Raw genomic sequence first — 18,044 nt, 5'->3', positions numbered from 1 at the left:
CCGCCGGAAAGGTTGCACGCCGGGCGCGCCCGGTGTCGCCAGGTGTTGCCGGGTGCCGTCAGAGGCCGCTCAGGCTGTTCGTCGTGTAGGCGCACTCCGTGTAGATGTAGCCGGACTGGAGCTTCGCGGTGTCCGAGGCGGGCGTGGCGATGCTGCCGGTCTGCGGCTTGTGCAGGAAGTACGTGGTGCCGACGGGCAGCCTGATGGTGCGCTGCGGGTAGTTCTTGCCGCTGCTGCACGGCTTGAACCCGGACAGCAGGGTGCTGCTCAGGGAGTACGCCTTGCAGCCGGAGCAGCCCTTGAGGGTGAAGCTGCCGGTGACCGGGCCGGTGTACATGACGGTGACCGGGTCCGGGCTGTCGTTCTTGACGACGACCTCGATGCTGCCGCCGGTCCGGGTGGTCGGCAGCTTCTTGCCGGCCGCCGGCACGGTCTGCGCGATCTCCGCGGCTATCGCGATCTTCTTGGCGAGCGCCGCGTTCTTGGCGCTCTTGTGCTCCGAGGCGTACTTCGTCAGGGTCGTCTGCGCCTCGGCGAAGTCCCCGTCCTTGTACTGGTCCACCCCGCAGGTGTACGCGCCCGCGTCGGCGCTGCTCTTCGCGCGGTCGGCGTCCTTGTCGAGCCCGGCGGCGACGGTCGTGCCCTGGGCGGGCAGATCGGCGATCCGGGTGCCGAGGGAGGTGAGCTGCTCGACCGCCGCGCAGGGCTCGCTGCCCCGCAGGCCGCTCTGCGTCTTCGTGACGGCGGCGGTGACGGCCGGCCCGACCTTCGTCGTCTGGTCCGACTCGGGGAACGTGGTGAGCAGCTCGCCGAACTGCACGGCCCAGCTCGACTGCCCGGTCGTCAGCCCGTCCGCCCCGCACTCGTACAGCGAGGTGGCCAGCCGCTCGTCGGGCCAGGACTCCAGATCGCCGAGGTCCGTGTCGTCGAGAGTGCCGGGCACCGTCCGCAGATACGTCAGCGGCTCGATCGCCTCGCAGTACTTGTCCTCGGCGTAGGGGGCGCCCACCGACTCGTAGTAGTCCCTGAGGCGGCCGGGCACCTTCGCGGCGGCCCGGGAGTCCGGGTGGTCGTCGCTGAGGTTCTCGTAGATCTTCAGCGCCTCGCGGTAGTCGGACCGGCCGGCGGTGAACGTGCCCTTGCCGGCCGACGCCACCAGGGTGTCCGCCTCGTCCAGCCGGTCCAGCAGCATCTGCTCCACGGCCTCGTCGCGCGCGTCGTCGTACAGCACGACGGCACCGGCCGGTACGGCGATCAGGAGGAGCCCCAGGACCAGCGCGAGCGGCGCCTGCGGGGGCCAGGCCAGCCGGGTGCGCAGCCCCACCACGGCGCCGTGCGCGGCGGCCGCGGCGAGGAACACCCCGTACACCACGAGCGCGGTCCTGGACACGCCGTCCGGGTCGGCCGGGAGCGCCACGAACAGCAGGACGGCGGTGGCCGCCCAGCACAGCGCCGTGAGCGCCCACTTGCGGGTCAGGGCGTAGCCCAGTCCCAGACCGCTGAGATTGAGCACCGCGACCGCCACGGCCCGCACCCCGTCGGCCGGCGCGGGCGGCGGCGCCGACGGCATCGGCGGCACGCCGTATCCATGGTTGTACGCCCCGAATCCGTCACCGGACATGCCCGGCCTCCCCCGCTCAACTTCCCCCACGAACTTAAGATTTGTCAGTGTACGGCCGAAGCCGACCCCCGGACAGGCCGAAAGCCGCCGGGGTCCGCTGGACCGGCCTCGGCGGTGAGCGGGTCGGCCAGGGCCACGGGTCGGCTGTCGCCCTCGGGGCGGTCACGCGTGCCGGGCGGCTCGGTCGGCCGGACCGGCCATGGCCGTCGAACCAGCCTCGATCGGCGGGGCCGGTCGGTGTCGGTGGGTTGTCAGGGCCTCTGCCTCGACTGCGCCCGCTGGATCGGTCTGGGCTGTCCGGCCGGCTCGGGTCGGCGGACCGGCTCCGGCCGTTGCGCCGGGCGGGTCGGCCAGGGCGCCGGGCCGGCTGCGGCTGGTGGACCGGTCAGGGCCGCCGGGTCGGCTCGGGGCGTCGGATCATGCTCGGCGTCGGGGCGGCCGCCGTCGGACGGTTCGAGTGGTGTCGGTCGGACCGGGCGGCGCCGGTGGAGGGGCGTCGTGGGTGGTTCGGGGGCGGGCCGGCGTGGCACGATCGGTGGGTGGGGAGTCGGAGTGAGCAGGGGCAGCGGCTTGAGGATCTTGCCCGGTTGCGGCGGGTCCGTGACCGGATCGACCGGGAGTACGCGCGGCCGCTGGACGTCGAGGCGCTGGCGCGGGGTGTGCACATGTCGGCGGGGCATCTCAGTCGGCAGTTCCGGCTCGCCTACGGGGAGTCGCCGTACGGCTACCTGATGACCCGGCGGATCGAGCGGGCCATGGCGCTGCTGCGGCGCGGGGATCTCAGTGTCACCGAGGTCTGTTTCACCGTCGGATGTTCCTCGCTGGGCACCTTCAGTACGCGTTTCACCGAGCTGGTCGGGGTGCCGCCGAGCGTCTACCGGCGTGAGCAGGCGGCCGCGACGGACGGGATGCCGTCCTGTGTGTCGAAACAGGTGACGCGTCCGGTCAGGAATCGAGAAGCGCCGGCACCGGGCGGCCCCTAGCCTCACTCCCATGGACATCACGATTCACGCGAGCTTCCTCCCGCACGACGACCCGGACGCCTCCCTGGCCTTCTACCGCGACCTGCTCGGTTTCGAGGTCCGCAACGACGTCGGATTCGGCGGGAAGCGCTGGATCACCGTCGGCCCCGTCGGGCAGCCCGCCACCTCGATCGTCCTGACGCCGCCGGCCGCCGACCCCGGTGTCACCGAGGACGAGCGGCGCGTCATCGCCGAGATGATGGCCAAGGGCACGTACGGCGCCCTCCTGCTCGCCACCCCCGATCTCGACGACACCTTCGCCCGCCTGGAGGCCACCGCCGAGGTCGTCCAGGAGCCGACCGAGCAGCCGTACGGCATCCGTGACTGCGCCGTCCGCGACCCCTCCGGCAACCTGATCCGGATCCAGGAGCGGCGCTGAGCCATGCGGCACCACGACGGGACGCCCACGACGGACACGACGGACATGATGGACATGATGGAGACGACACGATGAGCACGGACCCGCACGTCGCCGACAGCCACGACCTGATCCGCGTGCACGGCGCGCGTGTGAACAACCTCAAGGACGTCAGCGTCGAACTGCCCAAACGCCGGCTGACGGTGTTCACCGGGGTCTCCGGCTCGGGCAAGAGCTCGCTGGTGTTCGGCACCATCGCGGCCGAGTCGCAGCGGCTGATCAACGAGACCTACAGCGCCTTCGTCCAGGGCTTCATGCCGACCACCGCCCGCCCCGAGGTCGACGTGCTCGAAGGGCTGACCACCGCGATCACCGTCGACCAGCAGCGGATGGGCGGCGACCCGCGCTCCACCGTCGGCACCGCCACCGACGCCAACGCCCTGCTGCGGATCCTCTTCAGCCGGCTCGGCACCCCCCACATCGGCCCGCCCAGCGCCTACGCCTTCAACGTGGCCTCGGTGAGCGCGAGCGGCGCGATCACCGTGGAGCGCGGCGCCAAGAAGGCCGTGAAGGCCACCTTCAACCGCACCGGCGGCATGTGCCCGCGCTGCGAGGGCCGCGGCTCGGTCACCGACCTCGACCTCACCCAGCTCTACGACGACTCCAAGTCCCTCAACGAGGGCGCGCTCACCATCCCCGGCTACAAGGCCGGCGGCTGGGGCTACCGCCTCTACAGCGAGTCCGGCTTCTACGACCCCGACAAGCCGATCCGCGACTACACCAAGCGCGAACTCCACGACTTCCTGCACCGCGAGCCCACCCGCATGAAGATCGCCGGGATCAACATGACCTACGAAGGTCTGGTCCCGCGCATCCAGAAGTCCATGCTCGCCAAGGACAAGGAGTCGATGCAGCCGCACATCCGCGAGTTCGTGGAGCGCGCGGTCACCTTCAGCACCTGTCCGGAGTGCGACGGCACCCGCCTCAGCGAGGGCGCCCGCGCCTCGAAGATCGACGGCGTCAGCATCGCCGACGCCTGCGCGATGCAGATCACCGACCTCGCCGCCTGGATCCGCGGCCTGGACGAGCCCTCGGTGCTGCCGCTGCTCACCACCCTCGGCCAGACCCTCGACTCGTTCGTGGAGATCGGCCTCGGCTATCTCTCCCTGGACCGCCCGGCCGGCACCCTGTCCGGCGGCGAGGCCCAGCGCACCAAGATGATCCGCCACCTCGGCTCCTCGCTCACCGACACCACCTACGTCTTCGACGAACCCACCACCGGGCTGCACCCGCACGACATCCAGCGCATGAACGACCTGCTGCTGCGGCTGCGCGACAAGGGCAACACGGTGCTCGTCGTGGAGCACAAGCCCGAGGTCATCGCCATCGCCGACCATGTCGTCGACCTCGGCCCGGGCGCCGGCGGCGCGGGCGGCACCGTCTGCTTCGAGGGCACCGTCGAGGAACTGCGCGCCGGGGACACCGTCACCGGACGCCACTTCGACGACCGCGCCACGCTCAAGGACACCGTCCGCGAGCCGTCCGGGGCGCTGGAGATCCGCGGCGCGAGCACCAACAACCTCCAGGACGTGGACGTCGACATCCCGCTCGGCGTCCTCACGGTCGTCACCGGCGTCGCGGGCTCGGGCAAGAGTTCGCTGCTGCACGGCTCGATCCCCGCCGACGCCGGGGTGGTGTCGGTCGACCAGAGCCCGATCCGGGGCTCGCGGCGCAGCAACCCGGCCACGTACACGGGGCTGCTCGACCCGATCCGCAAGGCGTTCGCCAAGGCCAACGACGTCAAGCCGGCGCTCTTCAGCGCCAACTCCGAGGGCGCCTGCCCCGCCTGCAACGGCGCCGGCGTGATCTACACCGACCTGGGGATGATGGCCGGCGTCGCCACCACCTGCGAGGACTGCGAGGGCAAGCGGTTCGACGCGTCGGTCCTCGAGTACCGGCTCGGCGGCCGGGACATCAGCGAGGTGCTGGCGATGTCGGTGACCGAGGCCGAGGAGTTCTTCGGCTCGGGCGAGGCCCACACCCCGGCCGCGCACCGCGTCCTTCAGCGCCTCGCGGACGTCGGCCTCGGCTATCTCACCATCGGCCAGCCGCTCACCACGCTGTCCGGCGGCGAGCGGCAGCGGCTGAAGCTCGCCACGCACATGGGCGACAAGGGCGGCGTCTACGTCCTGGACGAGCCGACCACCGGTCTGCACCTGGCCGACGTCGAGCAGTTGCTCGGCCTGCTCGACCGGCTGGTGGACTCGGGGAAGTCGGTCATCGTGGTCGAACACCACCAGGCGGTCATGGCCCACGCCGACTGGATCATCGACCTCGGCCCCGGCGCCGGCCACGACGGCGGCCGGATCGTCTTCGAGGGCACCCCGGCCGACCTGGTCGCCGACCGCTCCACCCTCACCGGCGAGCACCTCGCGGCGTACGTCGGCGCCTGAGCAGCCGCGGGAACGGCTCGGCCTGGACGTCCCGGCCGAGCCGTCGGACTCGAACGTCCGTATGGCGGGCGCTCGTTGACGGGTAAAACGGCCTGTTCCTACACTTTGACGTACGACACGTGTCGACCGAACGCCGGGTCGGCCGTGCGTTCCTCCCTGCCGGAGGAGTGCGTCCGGGTAGCTGGGCCTACGGAGGAGACGGTCATGCAGCGCGTGCACAGCGGTGCCGCACCGCTTCGACTTGTGGCCAGACTGGACGTCGACCTGCGTCGCCTCGCCAGCTCTCTCTGTCGCTGACACCCGGGATGTGACCCTGCCGGACCGACGCCGGCCGGTCGCCCACCCGTTCACGCGCCCCGGCCCGTGCCGGAGGCGCGTTTTCGCACCCGGCCCGCACCTTCACACGATGGGGACAGCCCGCGGCGCATCGCGATCATGTGCCCTCGCCCCAGGAGAGCGCTTGTCCATGTACTTGGCGCAGCAGCACCGCACCGCTTCATCCTTCACCGTCCGCGGACGTCCCTACGAGACCGGCCGGCTCCAGGCGGCCTGGGAACGCTGCCGCGACGGCCGGGGCTCGGTCCTGACCCTGCACGGTCCCGTCGGCAGCGGACGGACCGAACTCCTCGACGCCCTGGGCGAGTTCGTCGCCTCCCAGGGCGCCCACGTCCTGACCGCCGCCGGCTCGCCGCTGGAACGCGACTTCCCGCTCGGCGTGGTGCGCCAGCTCTTCCAGAGCCCGCTCCTGCCGGACGGCATCGCCGCGGAGGCCGCCCGCCTCATCGAGAACGGCCTCGCCCCCGCCCTGGCGCCGGCCTGGCCCGAACCGGACGGGACCGACGCCGACGTCCCGATGCGGCCCACCCCGCATCTGCTGCACCGGCTGAGCAGTCTGCTGCTGGAGTACGCCCGGCAGGCCCCGGTGCTGCTCGCCGTCGACGACCGGCAGGACGCCGACGTGCAGTCACTGGAGTTCCTGCTCTATCTGACCCGGCGCACCCGCGGCGCGCGCATCCTGACCGTGCTCTGCTCGCGCGAGAACATGACGCCCCGGGACCCGTTCTTCGAGGTGGAGCTGGCCAGCCGGCCCGACCACGAGCGCGTCAGACTACGGCTGTTCGGCCACGAGGCCATCGCGGACCTGCTGCGTGAACGGCTCGGCCCCGACGCCGCGCAGCGGTACGCGGGGGAGGTCCTCGACCTCACCGGGGGCAACCCGCTGCTCGTGCGCGCCGTCGTCGAGGACCAGCAGCCCGGCGATCCCGGCGGACGGCTCGTGATCGGCGAGAACTACCGGCGGGGCGTGATGAACTGCCTGCACCGCATCGACCCGCTCGCCCTGCGCCTGGCCCGGGGCGTGGCCGCCCTGGGCCGTCCGGCCGGCACCGCGCTCCTCGCCGAACTCCTGCTGCTCGCCAAGGACTCGCCGCCCCGCGCCCTGTATCTGCTGCACTCCGCGGGCCTGTTCAGGGACGGCGACTTCCGGCACCGCAGCGGCGGCGGAGACCTGCTGGCGGCGATGCGGCCCGCCGAACTCGCCGCACTCCACCGCCGGGCCGCCGAACTGCTGCGCGCCACCGGGGCGTCCGCCGAGCACGTCGCCGAGCAGTACCGCGCCGCCGAGGGCCAGATACGCGCCCCCTGGTCGGCCGAGACGGCACCCGTGGCCGCGCCGGTGGACCCGGCGACCGGACCGCGGGAGGCCCCGCGTCCGGCGCCCGCGCGGGAAGCGGGCAGGGACGACGTCGTCATCGAGTGCGTCCCCGTGCTGCCCGGCACCGAGCCCGACGAGCCGCCCACCCCCGGGCGGCAACGCTCCGCCGTACGCCATCTGTTCTGGGAGGGGCGCACGGAGGACGGCGTCGAGGCCCTGGCCCGGTACGAGGCCGACCACCCGCGCGACCAGGACGCCGCCGCCGGGCTGCGCACCTGGATCGGCTACTGGTACCCGACGCTCCTGCCCGGCACCGGACAGGGCCCCCGCCGGGGCGGCGCCGACGCGGGCGGGCCCTTCCTCGACGGCATGCGCGTCCTCACCGCCCTGCTGGCGGGACTGCCGCACCGGGAAGCGGTGTCGCGCGCCGAGCACATCCTGCGCGAGGGCCGCGTCGCCCACCTGCCCATCCGCTCCCTGACCGCGGCCCTGACCGTGCTCCTCTACGCCGACCAGCCCGGCCGGGCGGCGCGCTGGTGCGCCACCGTCGGCGACCGGACCGGCCGCGGGCCCGACAGCACGGAGGGCGCGCTGCTCGCCGCGCTGACGGCGGAGGCCGCACTGCGCCAGGGCGACATCCGGACCGCCGACGCGTACGCCCGCGCCGCGTTCCAGGAGATCACCCCCCGCCGGTGGGGCGTCGGCGCCGGATTCCCGCTGGCCACCATGGTGGGCGCGCGGACCGCCCTCGGCCGGCACGAGGACGCCGAACGCTATCTGGCCATGCCGGTGCCGGAGGCGATGTTCCGCACCCCGGCGGGACTGCACTACCTCGCCGCCCGCGCCGGACACCACCTGGCGACCGGGGACGCCACGGCCGCCCTCGCCGACTACCGCAGGTGCGGGGAGACGATGGCCCGCTGGGGCCTGGACCATCTGCCCGCCCTCGTCCCGTGGCGCATCGGCGCCGCCCGCGCCCAGCTCGCCCTCGGCCGCACCAGCGCCGCCCGCTCCCTGATCGAGCGGCAACTCGACGGCCTGGGCGGCGGACAGACACGCACCCGGGGGATGGCCCTGCGCACCGGCGCGGCGGCGACGGACCCCGCCGAGCGGACAGCCGTACTGGAAGAGGCCGTCCAGGCCCTGGAGGACTCCGGCGACCAGCTCGAACTGTCCGCCGCGCTCGCCGAACTCAGCGCCGCCCACGGCGCGTCGGGCGACCCCGAGCAGGCGCGCAGCGCGGACCGCAGGGCCCGTCATCTCTCCCGGGTCTCGGGCGCCGCCCCGGCACCGGACCGCGACGACGAACTCAGCGAGGCGGAACGGCGGGTGGCCGAACTCGCCGCGTCCGGCCTGACCAACCGCGAGATCGGAAAGAAGCTCTTCATCACCGTGAGCACGGTGGAACAGCACTTGACGAAGGTCTACCGCAAACTCGGGGTCCGCCGCAGAATGGATCTCGCCCGGCTGCTGGAGTACCGCCCAGGACTCGCAGGTTGACGGCACGTCAGGTAGAGGGGGCTAGGGGGGTGGCAGGGGGACAGTAGGGGTAGGCGGTGGCACTCGGTGCCCCAGGCTGAGACACATGCCTGCACCGGTGAACGAAGCCACAGCCGTCGTCGGGATCGCCTGCCGGCTCCCCGGCGCTCCCGACGCCGACGCCTTCTGGAAACTCCTCGACGACGGCAGGACCGCCGTCGGAGACGTGCCCCCCGGTCGTTTTCGGCACGCACCGGAGCACGCGGACGTCCGGCACGGCGGATTCCTCGACCACGTCGATCTCTTCGACCCGGAATTCTTCGGGATGTCCCCGGCCGAGGCCGCCGCGGCCGACCCGCAGCAGCGCCTCGTCCTCGAACTCGCCTGGGAGGCACTGGAGAACGCCGGCATCCTGCCGAGCGCGCTGAGCGCCACCCGCGCCGGGGTCTTCGTCGGGGCGATGGCGGCCGACTACAGCGCCCTGGTGCACCGGCACGGCGCCGACGCGGTCACCCGCCACACCCTGACCGGCCTCGCCCGCGGCGTCATCGCCAACCGGGTGTCGTACGCGCTCGATCTGCGCGGCCCCAGTCTCACCGTCGACGCGGCGCAGTCGTCCTCCCTGGTCGCCGTGCACGTGGCGCTGGAGTCCCTGCGCACCGGCGAGTCGGACGTCGCCCTGGCCGCCGGGGTGAACCTCAACCTCGCCCCCGACAGCACCCTCGTCGTGGACCGCTTCGGCGCGCTCTCGCCGGACCACGCCTGCTACACCTTCGACGCGCGCGCCAACGGCTACGCCCGCGGTGAGGGCGCCGTCGTCCTCGTCCTCAAGCCCCTCTCCCGCGCGCTCGCCGACGGCGACCCGGTGCACGCCCTGCTGCTGGGCAGCGCCGTCGGCAACGACGGGGCCACCGACGGGCTGACCGTGCCCGGCGCCGCCTCCCAGGCCGACGTGATCCGCCGGGCCCTCGACCGGTCCGCGGTACGCGCCGGAGACGTGCAGTACGTCGAACTGCACGGCACCGGCACCCGGGTCGGCGACCCGGTCGAGGCGGCCGCCCTCGGCGACGTCTTCGCCGCGGGCCGCACCGACGACACCCCGCTGCTCGTCGGCTCGGCGAAGACCAACGTCGGCCATCTGGAAGGCGCCTCCGGCATCGTCGGACTGCTCAAGACCGTGCTCGGCGTCCGCCACGGGCGGATCCCCGCCGGCCTCAACTTCGCCGAGCCGAACCCCGACATCCCCTTCGGCCGACTGCGCCTCGACGTCCCCACCCGGACCGGCGCCTGGCCGCGTCCCGACCGGCCGCTCACCGCCGGGGTCAGCTCCTTCGGCGTCGGCGGCACCAACGCCCATGTCCTGGTCGGCGAGGCACCGCACGCGAGGACCGCCGACCGGGCCGACGCGTCCGACCAGGCCGCCCCCGTGCCGGGCCCGCTCCTGTGGCCCCTGTCCGCACGCACCCCCCAGGCCCTGCGCGAGCAGGCCGCCAAGCTCCGCGCGCATCTCACCGAGCACCCCGAACTCGCCCCGCGCGACGTCGGGTTCGCCCTGGCCACCACCCGCACCGCCTTCCCGCACCGGGCCGTGGTCACCGGCGACGGCCGCGACGCGCTCCTCGCCGGACTCCACGCCCTGGAGACCGGCGCCCCGGCACCCGGGCTCAGCACCGGCCGCGCCGGCGACAGCGGCGGCACCGTGTTCGTCTTCCCCGGGCAGGGCTCCCAATGGCCCGCCATGGCCCGTGAACTCATCGCCGCCGACACCGACTTCGCCGCGAGCGTCGACGCCGTCGCCGCCGCCCTCGCCCCCCACGTCGACTGGTCCCTGCACGACCTGCTGCACGGCACCCGGAACGCCCCGCCGCTGGAACGCGCCGACGTCGTCCAGCCCGCCCTGTTCGCCGTGATGGTGTCCCTCGCCGCCGTCTGGCAGGCCCACGGGGTGACCCCCGACGCGGTGATCGGGCACTCCCAGGGCGAGATCGCCGCCGCGCACGTCGCCGGCGCGCTCAGCCTCGACGACGCCGCCGCACTGGTCGCCCTGCGCTCCCGCGCCATCACCGGCCTGGCCGCGACGGCACCCGGCGGCGGCATGGCCTCCGTGCCGCTCCCGGAGGACGAGGTGCGGGCCCGCCTCGACGCCTTCGGGGGCGCCCTGAACGTGGCCGCCGTCAACGGACCCGCCGCCACCGTCGTCTCCGGAGACCGCGACGCCGTCCAGGCCCTCGTCGCCGCCTACGACGCGGACGGCGTGCGCGCCAAGGCCATCCCGGTCGACTACGCCTCCCACTCCGCGCAGGTGGAACCCCTGCGCGACACCCTGCCCGCGCTGCTCGCGGCCGTCCGCCCGCGGGCCACCCGCGCCGACCTCTACTCCACCGTCACCGGCGGCCTCCTCGACGGCACCGCCCTCGGCCCCGCGTACTGGTACCGCAACCTGCGCTCGACCGTCCGCTTCCGGCAGGCCGTCGAGGCCGCCCACGCCGCGGGGCACCGCGCCTTCGTCGAGGTCAGCCCGCACCCCGTCCTCACCCCCGGCCTCGCCGACCTGCCCGGCGCCGCCGTCACCGGCACCCTGCGCCGCTCCGACGGCGGTCCGCGCCGCTTCCTCACCTCCCTCGCCGACCTGCACGCACGCGGCGGCCGCGTGGACTGGACGCGGCTGTACGGGGAGGGCGCGCGCCGGGTGCCGCTGCCGACGTACGCCTTCCAGCGCCGCCGGGTGTGGCCCGACGCCCTGCCCGGCCCCGAGGCGCCCCTGCGGACGGCGGCCGCAGCCCCGCCGCCGGTGAACGTCCCCGTGGCCGAGCAGGACACCGCTGTCGTGTCCGGCCTCCCGTCCGGTACCGATCCGCTGGGCCTGGTGCTCTCCAGCGCGGCCCTGGTCCTGGGGCAGTCGGCCCCGGACGCGGTCGACCCCGATCTGCCGTTCAGGGAACTCGGCTTCGACTCCGTGTCCGCCGTCGAGTTCCGCGACCGGCTCGCCGCCGCCACCGGCCTCGACCTGCCGTCCACCCTGACCTTCGACCGGCCCACCGCCCGCGCGGTCGCCGACCACGTCCGCGCCCGCCTCACCGGCGCCGAGACCCCGGCCGCCGTCGCGGTGTCCACCGGCGAAGGCCCCGGCCGGACGGACGACGACCCGATCGCGATCGTCTCGCTCGCCGGCCGCTGGCCCGGGGACACCCGCACTCCCGAACAGCTCTGGGAGCTGCTGCGCGAGGGCCGGGACGCCGTCGGGGACTTCCCCGACAACCGCGGCTGGGACCTCGACGCCCTCCACGACCCCGAGGGAACCCGCCCCGGCACGTCGTACACCCGTCACGGCGGCTTCCTCCACGACGCGGACCGCTTCGACGGGGCGTTCTTCGGACTGGCTCCCCGCGAGGCCGCCGCCATGGATCCGCAGCAGCGTCTGCTCCTGGAGTCCTCCTGGGAACTGCTGGAACGGGCCGGGATCGTGCCCGCCTCGCTGCGGGCCACCCGGACCGGCGTGTTCGTCGGCGTCATGCCGCAGGACTACGGCCCCCGGCTGCACGAGACCCCCGAGGGACATCAGGGGCACGCCCTCACGGGCACGCTCACCAGCGTCGCGTCCGGGCGGATCGCCTACACCCTGGGCCTGGAGGGCCCCGCCGTCACCGTCGACACCGCCTGCTCCTCCTCGCTGGTCGCCCTGCACCTGGCCGTCCAGTCGCTGCGGTCGGGCGAGTCCGACCTCGTCCTCGCCGGGGGCGCCACCGTCATGGCGGGGCCCGGCATGTTCACCGAGTTCAGCCGGCAGCGCGGACTGGCCCCCGACGGCCGGTGCAAGCCGTTCGCGGCGGCCGCCGACGGCACGGCCTGGTCCGAGGGCGTCGGACTGGTCCTGCTGGAGCGCCTGTCCGACGCCCGCCGCAACGGCCACCGCGTGCTCGCCCTGATCCGCGGCTCCGCCGTCAACCAGGACGGCGCCTCCAACGGCCTCACCGCGCCCAACGGCCCCGCCCAGGAACGGGTCATCCGCCAGGCCCTCGCCTCCGCCGGACTGCGCCCCGCCGACATCGACGCGGTCGAGGCGCACGGCACCGGCACCACCCTGGGCGACCCCATCGAGGCCCAGGCGCTGATCGCCGTCTACGGCGACGGCCGGGAGCCGGGACGCCCGCTGCTCGTCGGCTCGGCCAAGTCCAACCTGGGCCACACCCAGGCCGCGGCCGGTGTCACCGGCGTGATCAAACTCGTCCAGGCCCTGGCCCACGGGGAACTCCCCGGCACCCTGCACGTGGACGAACCCACGCCGCACGTCGACTGGTCGGCCGGGACGGTCGCGCTCCTCACCGGCACCACCGCCTGGCCGGAACCGGACGGGCGGCGCCCCCGCCGGGCCGCCGTGTCCTCCTTCGGCATCAGCGGCACCAACGCCCATCTGATCCTGGAGGCCGCCCCGGCCGCCGAGGACCCCGTCACGGACACACCGGCCCGGCCCTCCGGTGCGGTCCTGCCGTGGATCCTGTCCGCCCGCGACGACGAGGCGCTGCACGCCCAGGCCCGGCGCCTGCTCGACCGTACCGAGTCCGCGTTCGGCCCGGAGTACGACGCCTCCGTCGGCTGGTCGCTGGCCACCACCAGGGCCCTGCACGACCACCGGGCCGTGATCGCCGGTGACTCGCCCGCCGCCCGCCGTGCCGCCCTGCGCGCCCTCGCCGACGGCACCTCGGCCCCCGGTCTGACGCGCGGCACGGTCCCGGGCGGCCGTGCCCCGCGCGTCGCCGTCCAGTTCCCCGGACAGGGCAGCCAGCGCCCCGGCGCCGGACGCGCGCTGTACGCGGCCCACCCCGTCTTCGCGGCGGCGCTGGACGAGGTCACCGGCCTCTTCGGCACCGAACTCGGCACGCCCCTGCGCGAGGTGCTGTTCGCCGAGCCCGGCACCCCGGCCGCGGCCCTGCTCGACACCACCGCCTACACCCAGCCCGCCCTGTTCGCGCTGGGGGTCGCCCTGTACCGGCTCGCCGAGTCGTTCGGCCTCCGGGCCGACGCCCACCTCGGGCACTCGATCGGCGAACTGACCGCCGCCCACCTGTCGGGCGTGCTGTCCCTGCCCGACGCGGTACGGCTGGTCGCCGCCCGGGGTCGGGTGATGCAGGCCCTGCCCCCGGGCGGCGCCATGGCGGCACTCCAGGCCACCGAGGACGAGGCCGCCCCGCTGATCGCCTCGGCCGACGGCCGGGTGAGCGTCGCCGCCGTCAACGGGCCGGCCTCCGTGGTCGTCTCCGGGGACGCCGACGACGTCCGCCGTATCGCCGACGCCTGGCGGGAAACCGGCCGCAGGACCAAGTTCCTGACGGTCAGTCATGCCTTCCACTCCCCGCACATGGACGCCGCCCTGGCGGACTTCCGGGCGGTGGCCGAGACGGTCGCCTTCTCCGCGCCGCGCGTACCGGTGGTCTCCAACCTGACCGGACGGCTCGCCGCGCCGGGCGAGTTGACCGACCCCGAGTACTGGGTGCGCCACATCCGGGAGGCCGTGCGCTACCACGACGGGGTGCGCGCGCTGCGCGACCTGGGCGTGTCGGCCTTCCTGGGACTCGGCCCCGACGCCGTGCTCAGCGCGCTGACCACGACGAGCCTCGACACCGGCCCCGGGACCGAGGCGGAGGCCGTGCCGCGGACCGTCGTCTCCGTCCTGCGGCCCGGCCGCGACGAGCCGCACACCGTCGTCGAGGCCCTGGCCCGGCTGCACGTCCACGGCGTCCCCGTCGACTGGCGGGCCGCCTTCGACGGGCATCCGGTCCGCCGACTCGACCTGCCCACCTACCCCTTCCAGCGGCGCAGGCACTGGCTCGACGCCCCCGACGGCGGCGCCCCCGCCCGGTCCGGCCTCGACGCGGCAGGACACCCCCTGCTCGGCGCCGCGCTGGACCTCCCCGACGACGCGGGCACGGTGTTCACCGGACGCCTCACCCCGCGTGCCCGTCCCTGGCTGACCGACCACACCATCGCCGGCCGGGTCCTGCTGCCCGGGGCCGCCGTCGTGGACCTCGCGCTGCACACCGGCGGTCAGGTCGACGAACTGACCCTGGAAACACCGCTGGTGCTGCCCGCCGAGGGCGCGGTCCGGCTCCAGGTCGCCCTCGGCCGCCGGGACGACTCCGGGCGGCGCGCGCTGACGGTGCACTCCCGCCCGGACCACGCCGACGCGCCGTGGACCCGTCATGCCACCGGCCTCACCACGGACGCCGGCCCGGTGGCCGCCCCGGACGCCGCCGACGCCGTATGGCCTCCCGCCGGGGCCGAACCCGTCGATCTGACGGGGCTCTACGACCGTCTCGCCGAGGACGGTTACGCGTACGGCCCGGCGTTCCGGCTGCTGACCGCGGCCTGGCGGCTCGGCGACGAGATCCACGCCGAGGCCGGCCCGGTGGCCCGGGACCCGGCCGACGCCGGCCATGTCCTGCACCCCGCGCTGCTCGACGCCGCCCTGCACGCCGTCGTCGCCCTGGTGCCCGGCTCGGCGCGCCTCAGGCTGCCGTTCGCCTGGGAGGGCGTCACGGTCCACCGCGCGGGAGCGACCGCGCTGCGCGTGACCGTCCGGCCCACAGGATCGGACACCGTGGCCCTCCGTCTCGCCGACGCCACCGGCGCCCCGGTCGCCGACATCGCCGCGCTCACCCTGCGTGCCGCGCCCGCACCGGAGGCACCGGCGGCCCATGTGCTGGACTGGATCCCCGCCAACGCCCCTGAAGTGTCGGGTGATTCGGAGGCCGGCTGGACGTTCCTGGGTGATCCGGACGACCCCCTGCGGGACGCGCTGGCCGAAGCCATCGGACTGCCGGTCGGGACCGTCACCCTCGCCGGCCTCGCCCGCTCCGGATCGCACGGGCCGGTGGCCGCCGCCGCTCCCGACGCGGCCACGGCGCTCGGCCTGCTCCAGCGCTGGCTCGCCGAACCGGCCGTCGAGGAACGGCGGTTGGTGCTCGTCACCCGGGACGCGGTCGCCGCCCGTCCCGAGGAGGACGTGTCGGTCACCGCCGCCGCGGTGTGGGGCCTCGTTCGTGCCGCCCAGGCCGAACACCCCGGCCGTTTCGCCCTGTTGGACGTGAGGGACGACGTCGGCAGCGACGTGCTGCGCACCGCCCTCCTCGCCGCGGGCGAGGACCAGATCGCCGTACGAGACGGCGAGGCACTGGTGGCGCGGCTGCGGCCGGTCGCCGGGGCCGGGGCCCTGGCCCCGCCGTCCGGCACCGGTGCCTGGCGGCTGGACGCCGAACCGCGCGGCAGCCTCGACGGTCTCGCCCTGCTGCCCGCACCCGAGGCCGAGGCCCCGCTCGGCCCCGGACAGGTCCGCCTCGCACTGCGGGCCACCGGCCTCAACTTCCGTGACGTGCTGATCGCGTTGGGCATGTACCCGGGCCCGGCCCGGATCGGTGCCGAGGGCGCGGGCGTCGTCCTGGAGACGGGTCCCGGAGTCACCGGTCTCGCTCCCGGCGACCGCGTCACCGGTCTGGTCCAGGGCACCCTGGGACCGGTCGCCGTGACCGACCACCGGCTCCTCGCCCGCATCCCCGACGACTGGACCTTCGCCCGCGCCGCCGGTGTGCCCGTGGTGTTCCTCACCGCCTACCACGGCCTCGTCGACCTCGCCGAACTCCGGCCCGGGGAACGGGTTCTGATCCACTCCGCGGCCGGTGGCGTCGGTCAGGCGGCCGTGCAGCTCGCCCGGCATCTGGGCGCCGAGGTGTACGCCACCGCGCACCCGGACAAGTGGGACACCCTGCGCGGGCTCGGCCTGCCCGACGAGCGCATCGCCTCCAGCCGGACCCTCGACTTCGAGACGGCGTTCCGCGCGGCCACCCCCGGCGGGCGCGGTGTCGACGTCGTACTCAACTCCCTGGCACGGGAGTTCACCGACGCCTCGCTGCGTCTGCTGGCCCCCGACAGCCGGTTCGTGGAGATGGGCAAGACCGATCTGCGCGACGCGGCCGCGGTCGCCGCCGAGTACGACGGCGCCGCCTATCTCGACTTCGACCTCTTCGACGTCGACCTGGGCCGGATCGGCGAGATCCTCGGCCATCTGTTCCGGCTGTTCGGCGAAGGAGCCCTGCGGCCACTGCCGTTCACCGCCGAGGACGTGCGGCACGCCCCGCGGGCCCTGCGCCGCCTCGGCCAGGCCCGGCACACCGGCAAACTCGTCCTCACCTCACCGCCGCCCCCGCTCCGCCCGGACGGCACGGTCCTGATCACCGGCGGCACCGGCGCCCTCGGCCGGCTCGTCGCCCACCGCCTGGTCACCCGCCATGGCGTACGGCACCTGCTGCTCACCGGGCGGCGAGGTCCCGACGCGCCGGGGGCGGAGGCGCTGACCGCCGAACTGGGCGCGCTGGGCGCCGAGGTGACCCTCGCCGCGCTCGACACCGGCGACGCGGACGCGGTGGCCGCGCTGATCGCCGCCGTCCCCGGGGACCGGCCGCTGACCGCGGTCGTGCACGCGGCCGGCGTCCTGGACGACACCGTGCTGACCTCGCTCACCCCCGAGCGGCTGGCCGGTGTCGCCCGGCCGAAGGCGGAGGGCGCCTGGCACCTGCACCGCGCCACCGAGCACCTCGACCTGTCGGCGTTCGTCCTCTTCTCCTCGGCCGTCGGCGTCCTCGGCAACCCCGGACAGGGCAACTACGCGGCCGCCAACGCCCAGTTGGACGCGCTCGCCCGGTACCGGAGGGTGCGCGGGCTGCCCGCCGTCTCCCTGGCGTGGGGGCACTGGGCCGAGGCCGGGGGCATGGCGGCGGGGCTGGACGCGGCCCAGGCGGACCGGCTCGCCCGGACCGGTCTCGCGCCGATGACGAACGAGACGGCCCTCGCCCTCTTCGACACCGCCCTCGACTCGCCCGAAGCGGCCCTGGTGGCCGCCGAGTTCGACACCGGCCGGGCAGACCCGGAAATCCTGTCGCCGGTGCTGCGCGACCTCGCGGCGGCCCGTCCCCGCACCACCGCCCGCGCGGCGGCCGCCTCCCGTGCCGCCGACCCCGCCGACACCCTGCGCCGCGACCTCGCCGCCGCCTCGGAGCCCGACCGGACACGGCTGCTGCTCGCCCTCGTCCGCGAGACCGCGGCCGGGGTGCTCGGCCACCCCGACGCCACGGCGATCCGGCCCGGCAACGGGTTCATGGAGAGCGGCTTCGACTCCCTGGGCGTCATCGAGCTGCGCAACCGGCTGGGCACCGCCACCGGACTGCGCCTGCCGACCACCGTCGTCCTCGACCATCCCACCCCGGCCGCGCTCGCCGGCCATCTGCACGACCTCCTCGTCCCGTCCGCACCGGAGCCCGACGGCGCCATCACCCCGGCCCGGGAACAGGAACCCGACGCCACCGCCGCCGCGGCGCACGAAGCGCCCGCCGACCTCGCGGCCCTGATCTCGGCCGCCGACGACGACGAGATCTTCGACCTCATCGACCAGCAGCTCGGCATTTCGTAG

At 74.7% G+C, this 18,044-nt stretch carries 6 protein-coding genes; 5 read left to right on the top strand and 1 reads right to left on the bottom strand.

Annotated elements, in window-relative coordinates:
• Window positions 1-58: 58 nt before the first annotated feature.
• Window positions 59-1,621 (bottom strand): hypothetical protein, encoded by a 1,563-nt coding sequence (locus tag AFM16_RS06145; RefSeq protein WP_078632697.1) that lies wholly within the window; start codon window positions 1,619-1,621, stop codon window positions 59-61.
• Window positions 1,622-2,160: 539 nt separating this feature from the next.
• Between AFM16_RS06145 and AFM16_RS06140 the strand changes: the two genes are divergently transcribed.
• The 5 genes from AFM16_RS06140 to AFM16_RS06120 all read left to right on the top strand — a co-directional run bounded on the left by AFM16_RS06140 (window position 2,161) and on the right by AFM16_RS06120 (window position 18,044).
• Entirely contained in the window at window positions 2,161-2,604 is a 444-nt protein-coding gene (locus tag AFM16_RS06140) for a helix-turn-helix transcriptional regulator (RefSeq protein WP_030786391.1), read from the top strand.
• A 10-nt stretch (window positions 2,605-2,614) separates the two neighbouring features.
• Window positions 2,615-3,022, top strand: a complete 408-nt coding sequence (locus AFM16_RS06135; RefSeq protein ID WP_030786396.1) for a VOC family protein — start codon at window positions 2,615-2,617, stop codon at window positions 3,020-3,022.
• 71 nt (window positions 3,023-3,093) lie between these two features.
• Window positions 3,094-5,454 carry an ATP-binding cassette domain-containing protein gene (locus AFM16_RS06130; RefSeq protein ID WP_078632696.1) on the top strand — a complete coding sequence of 787 codons (2,361 nt, stop codon included), beginning with the start codon at window positions 3,094-3,096 and terminating at the stop codon, window positions 5,452-5,454.
• Between the two features lie 466 nt (window positions 5,455-5,920).
• Window positions 5,921-8,608, top strand: a complete 2,688-nt coding sequence (locus AFM16_RS06125; protein WP_030786402.1) for a helix-turn-helix transcriptional regulator — start codon at window positions 5,921-5,923, stop codon at window positions 8,606-8,608.
• An 85-nt stretch (window positions 8,609-8,693) separates the two neighbouring features.
• Complete coding sequence (locus tag AFM16_RS06120; RefSeq protein WP_078632694.1) at window positions 8,694-18,044, top strand: type I polyketide synthase; 9,351 nt, start codon at window positions 8,694-8,696, stop codon at window positions 18,042-18,044.

Source organism: Streptomyces antibioticus (genome assembly GCF_002019855.1).
GTDB lineage: Bacteria > Actinomycetota > Actinomycetes > Streptomycetales > Streptomycetaceae > Streptomyces > Streptomyces antibioticus_B.
Note: the sequence above shows the minus strand (reverse complement) of the source record. Positions and strands in the feature narration are given on the sequence as shown.

Bases quoted from the DNA above. Each gene is read 5' to 3' on its own strand.
- AFM16_RS06145 (WP_078632697.1), bottom strand. From the start codon at position 1,621: ATGTCCGGTGACGGATTCGGGGCGTACAACCATGGATACGGCGTGCCG.
- AFM16_RS06135 (WP_030786396.1), top strand. From the start codon at position 2,615: ATGGACATCACGATTCACGCGAGCTTCCTCCCGCACGACGACCCGGAC.
- AFM16_RS06130 (WP_078632696.1), top strand. From the start codon at position 3,094: ATGAGCACGGACCCGCACGTCGCCGACAGCCACGACCTGATCCGCGTG.
- AFM16_RS06125 (WP_030786402.1), top strand. From the start codon at position 5,921: ATGTACTTGGCGCAGCAGCACCGCACCGCTTCATCCTTCACCGTCCGC.
- AFM16_RS06120 (WP_078632694.1), top strand. From the start codon at position 8,694: ATGCCTGCACCGGTGAACGAAGCCACAGCCGTCGTCGGGATCGCCTGC.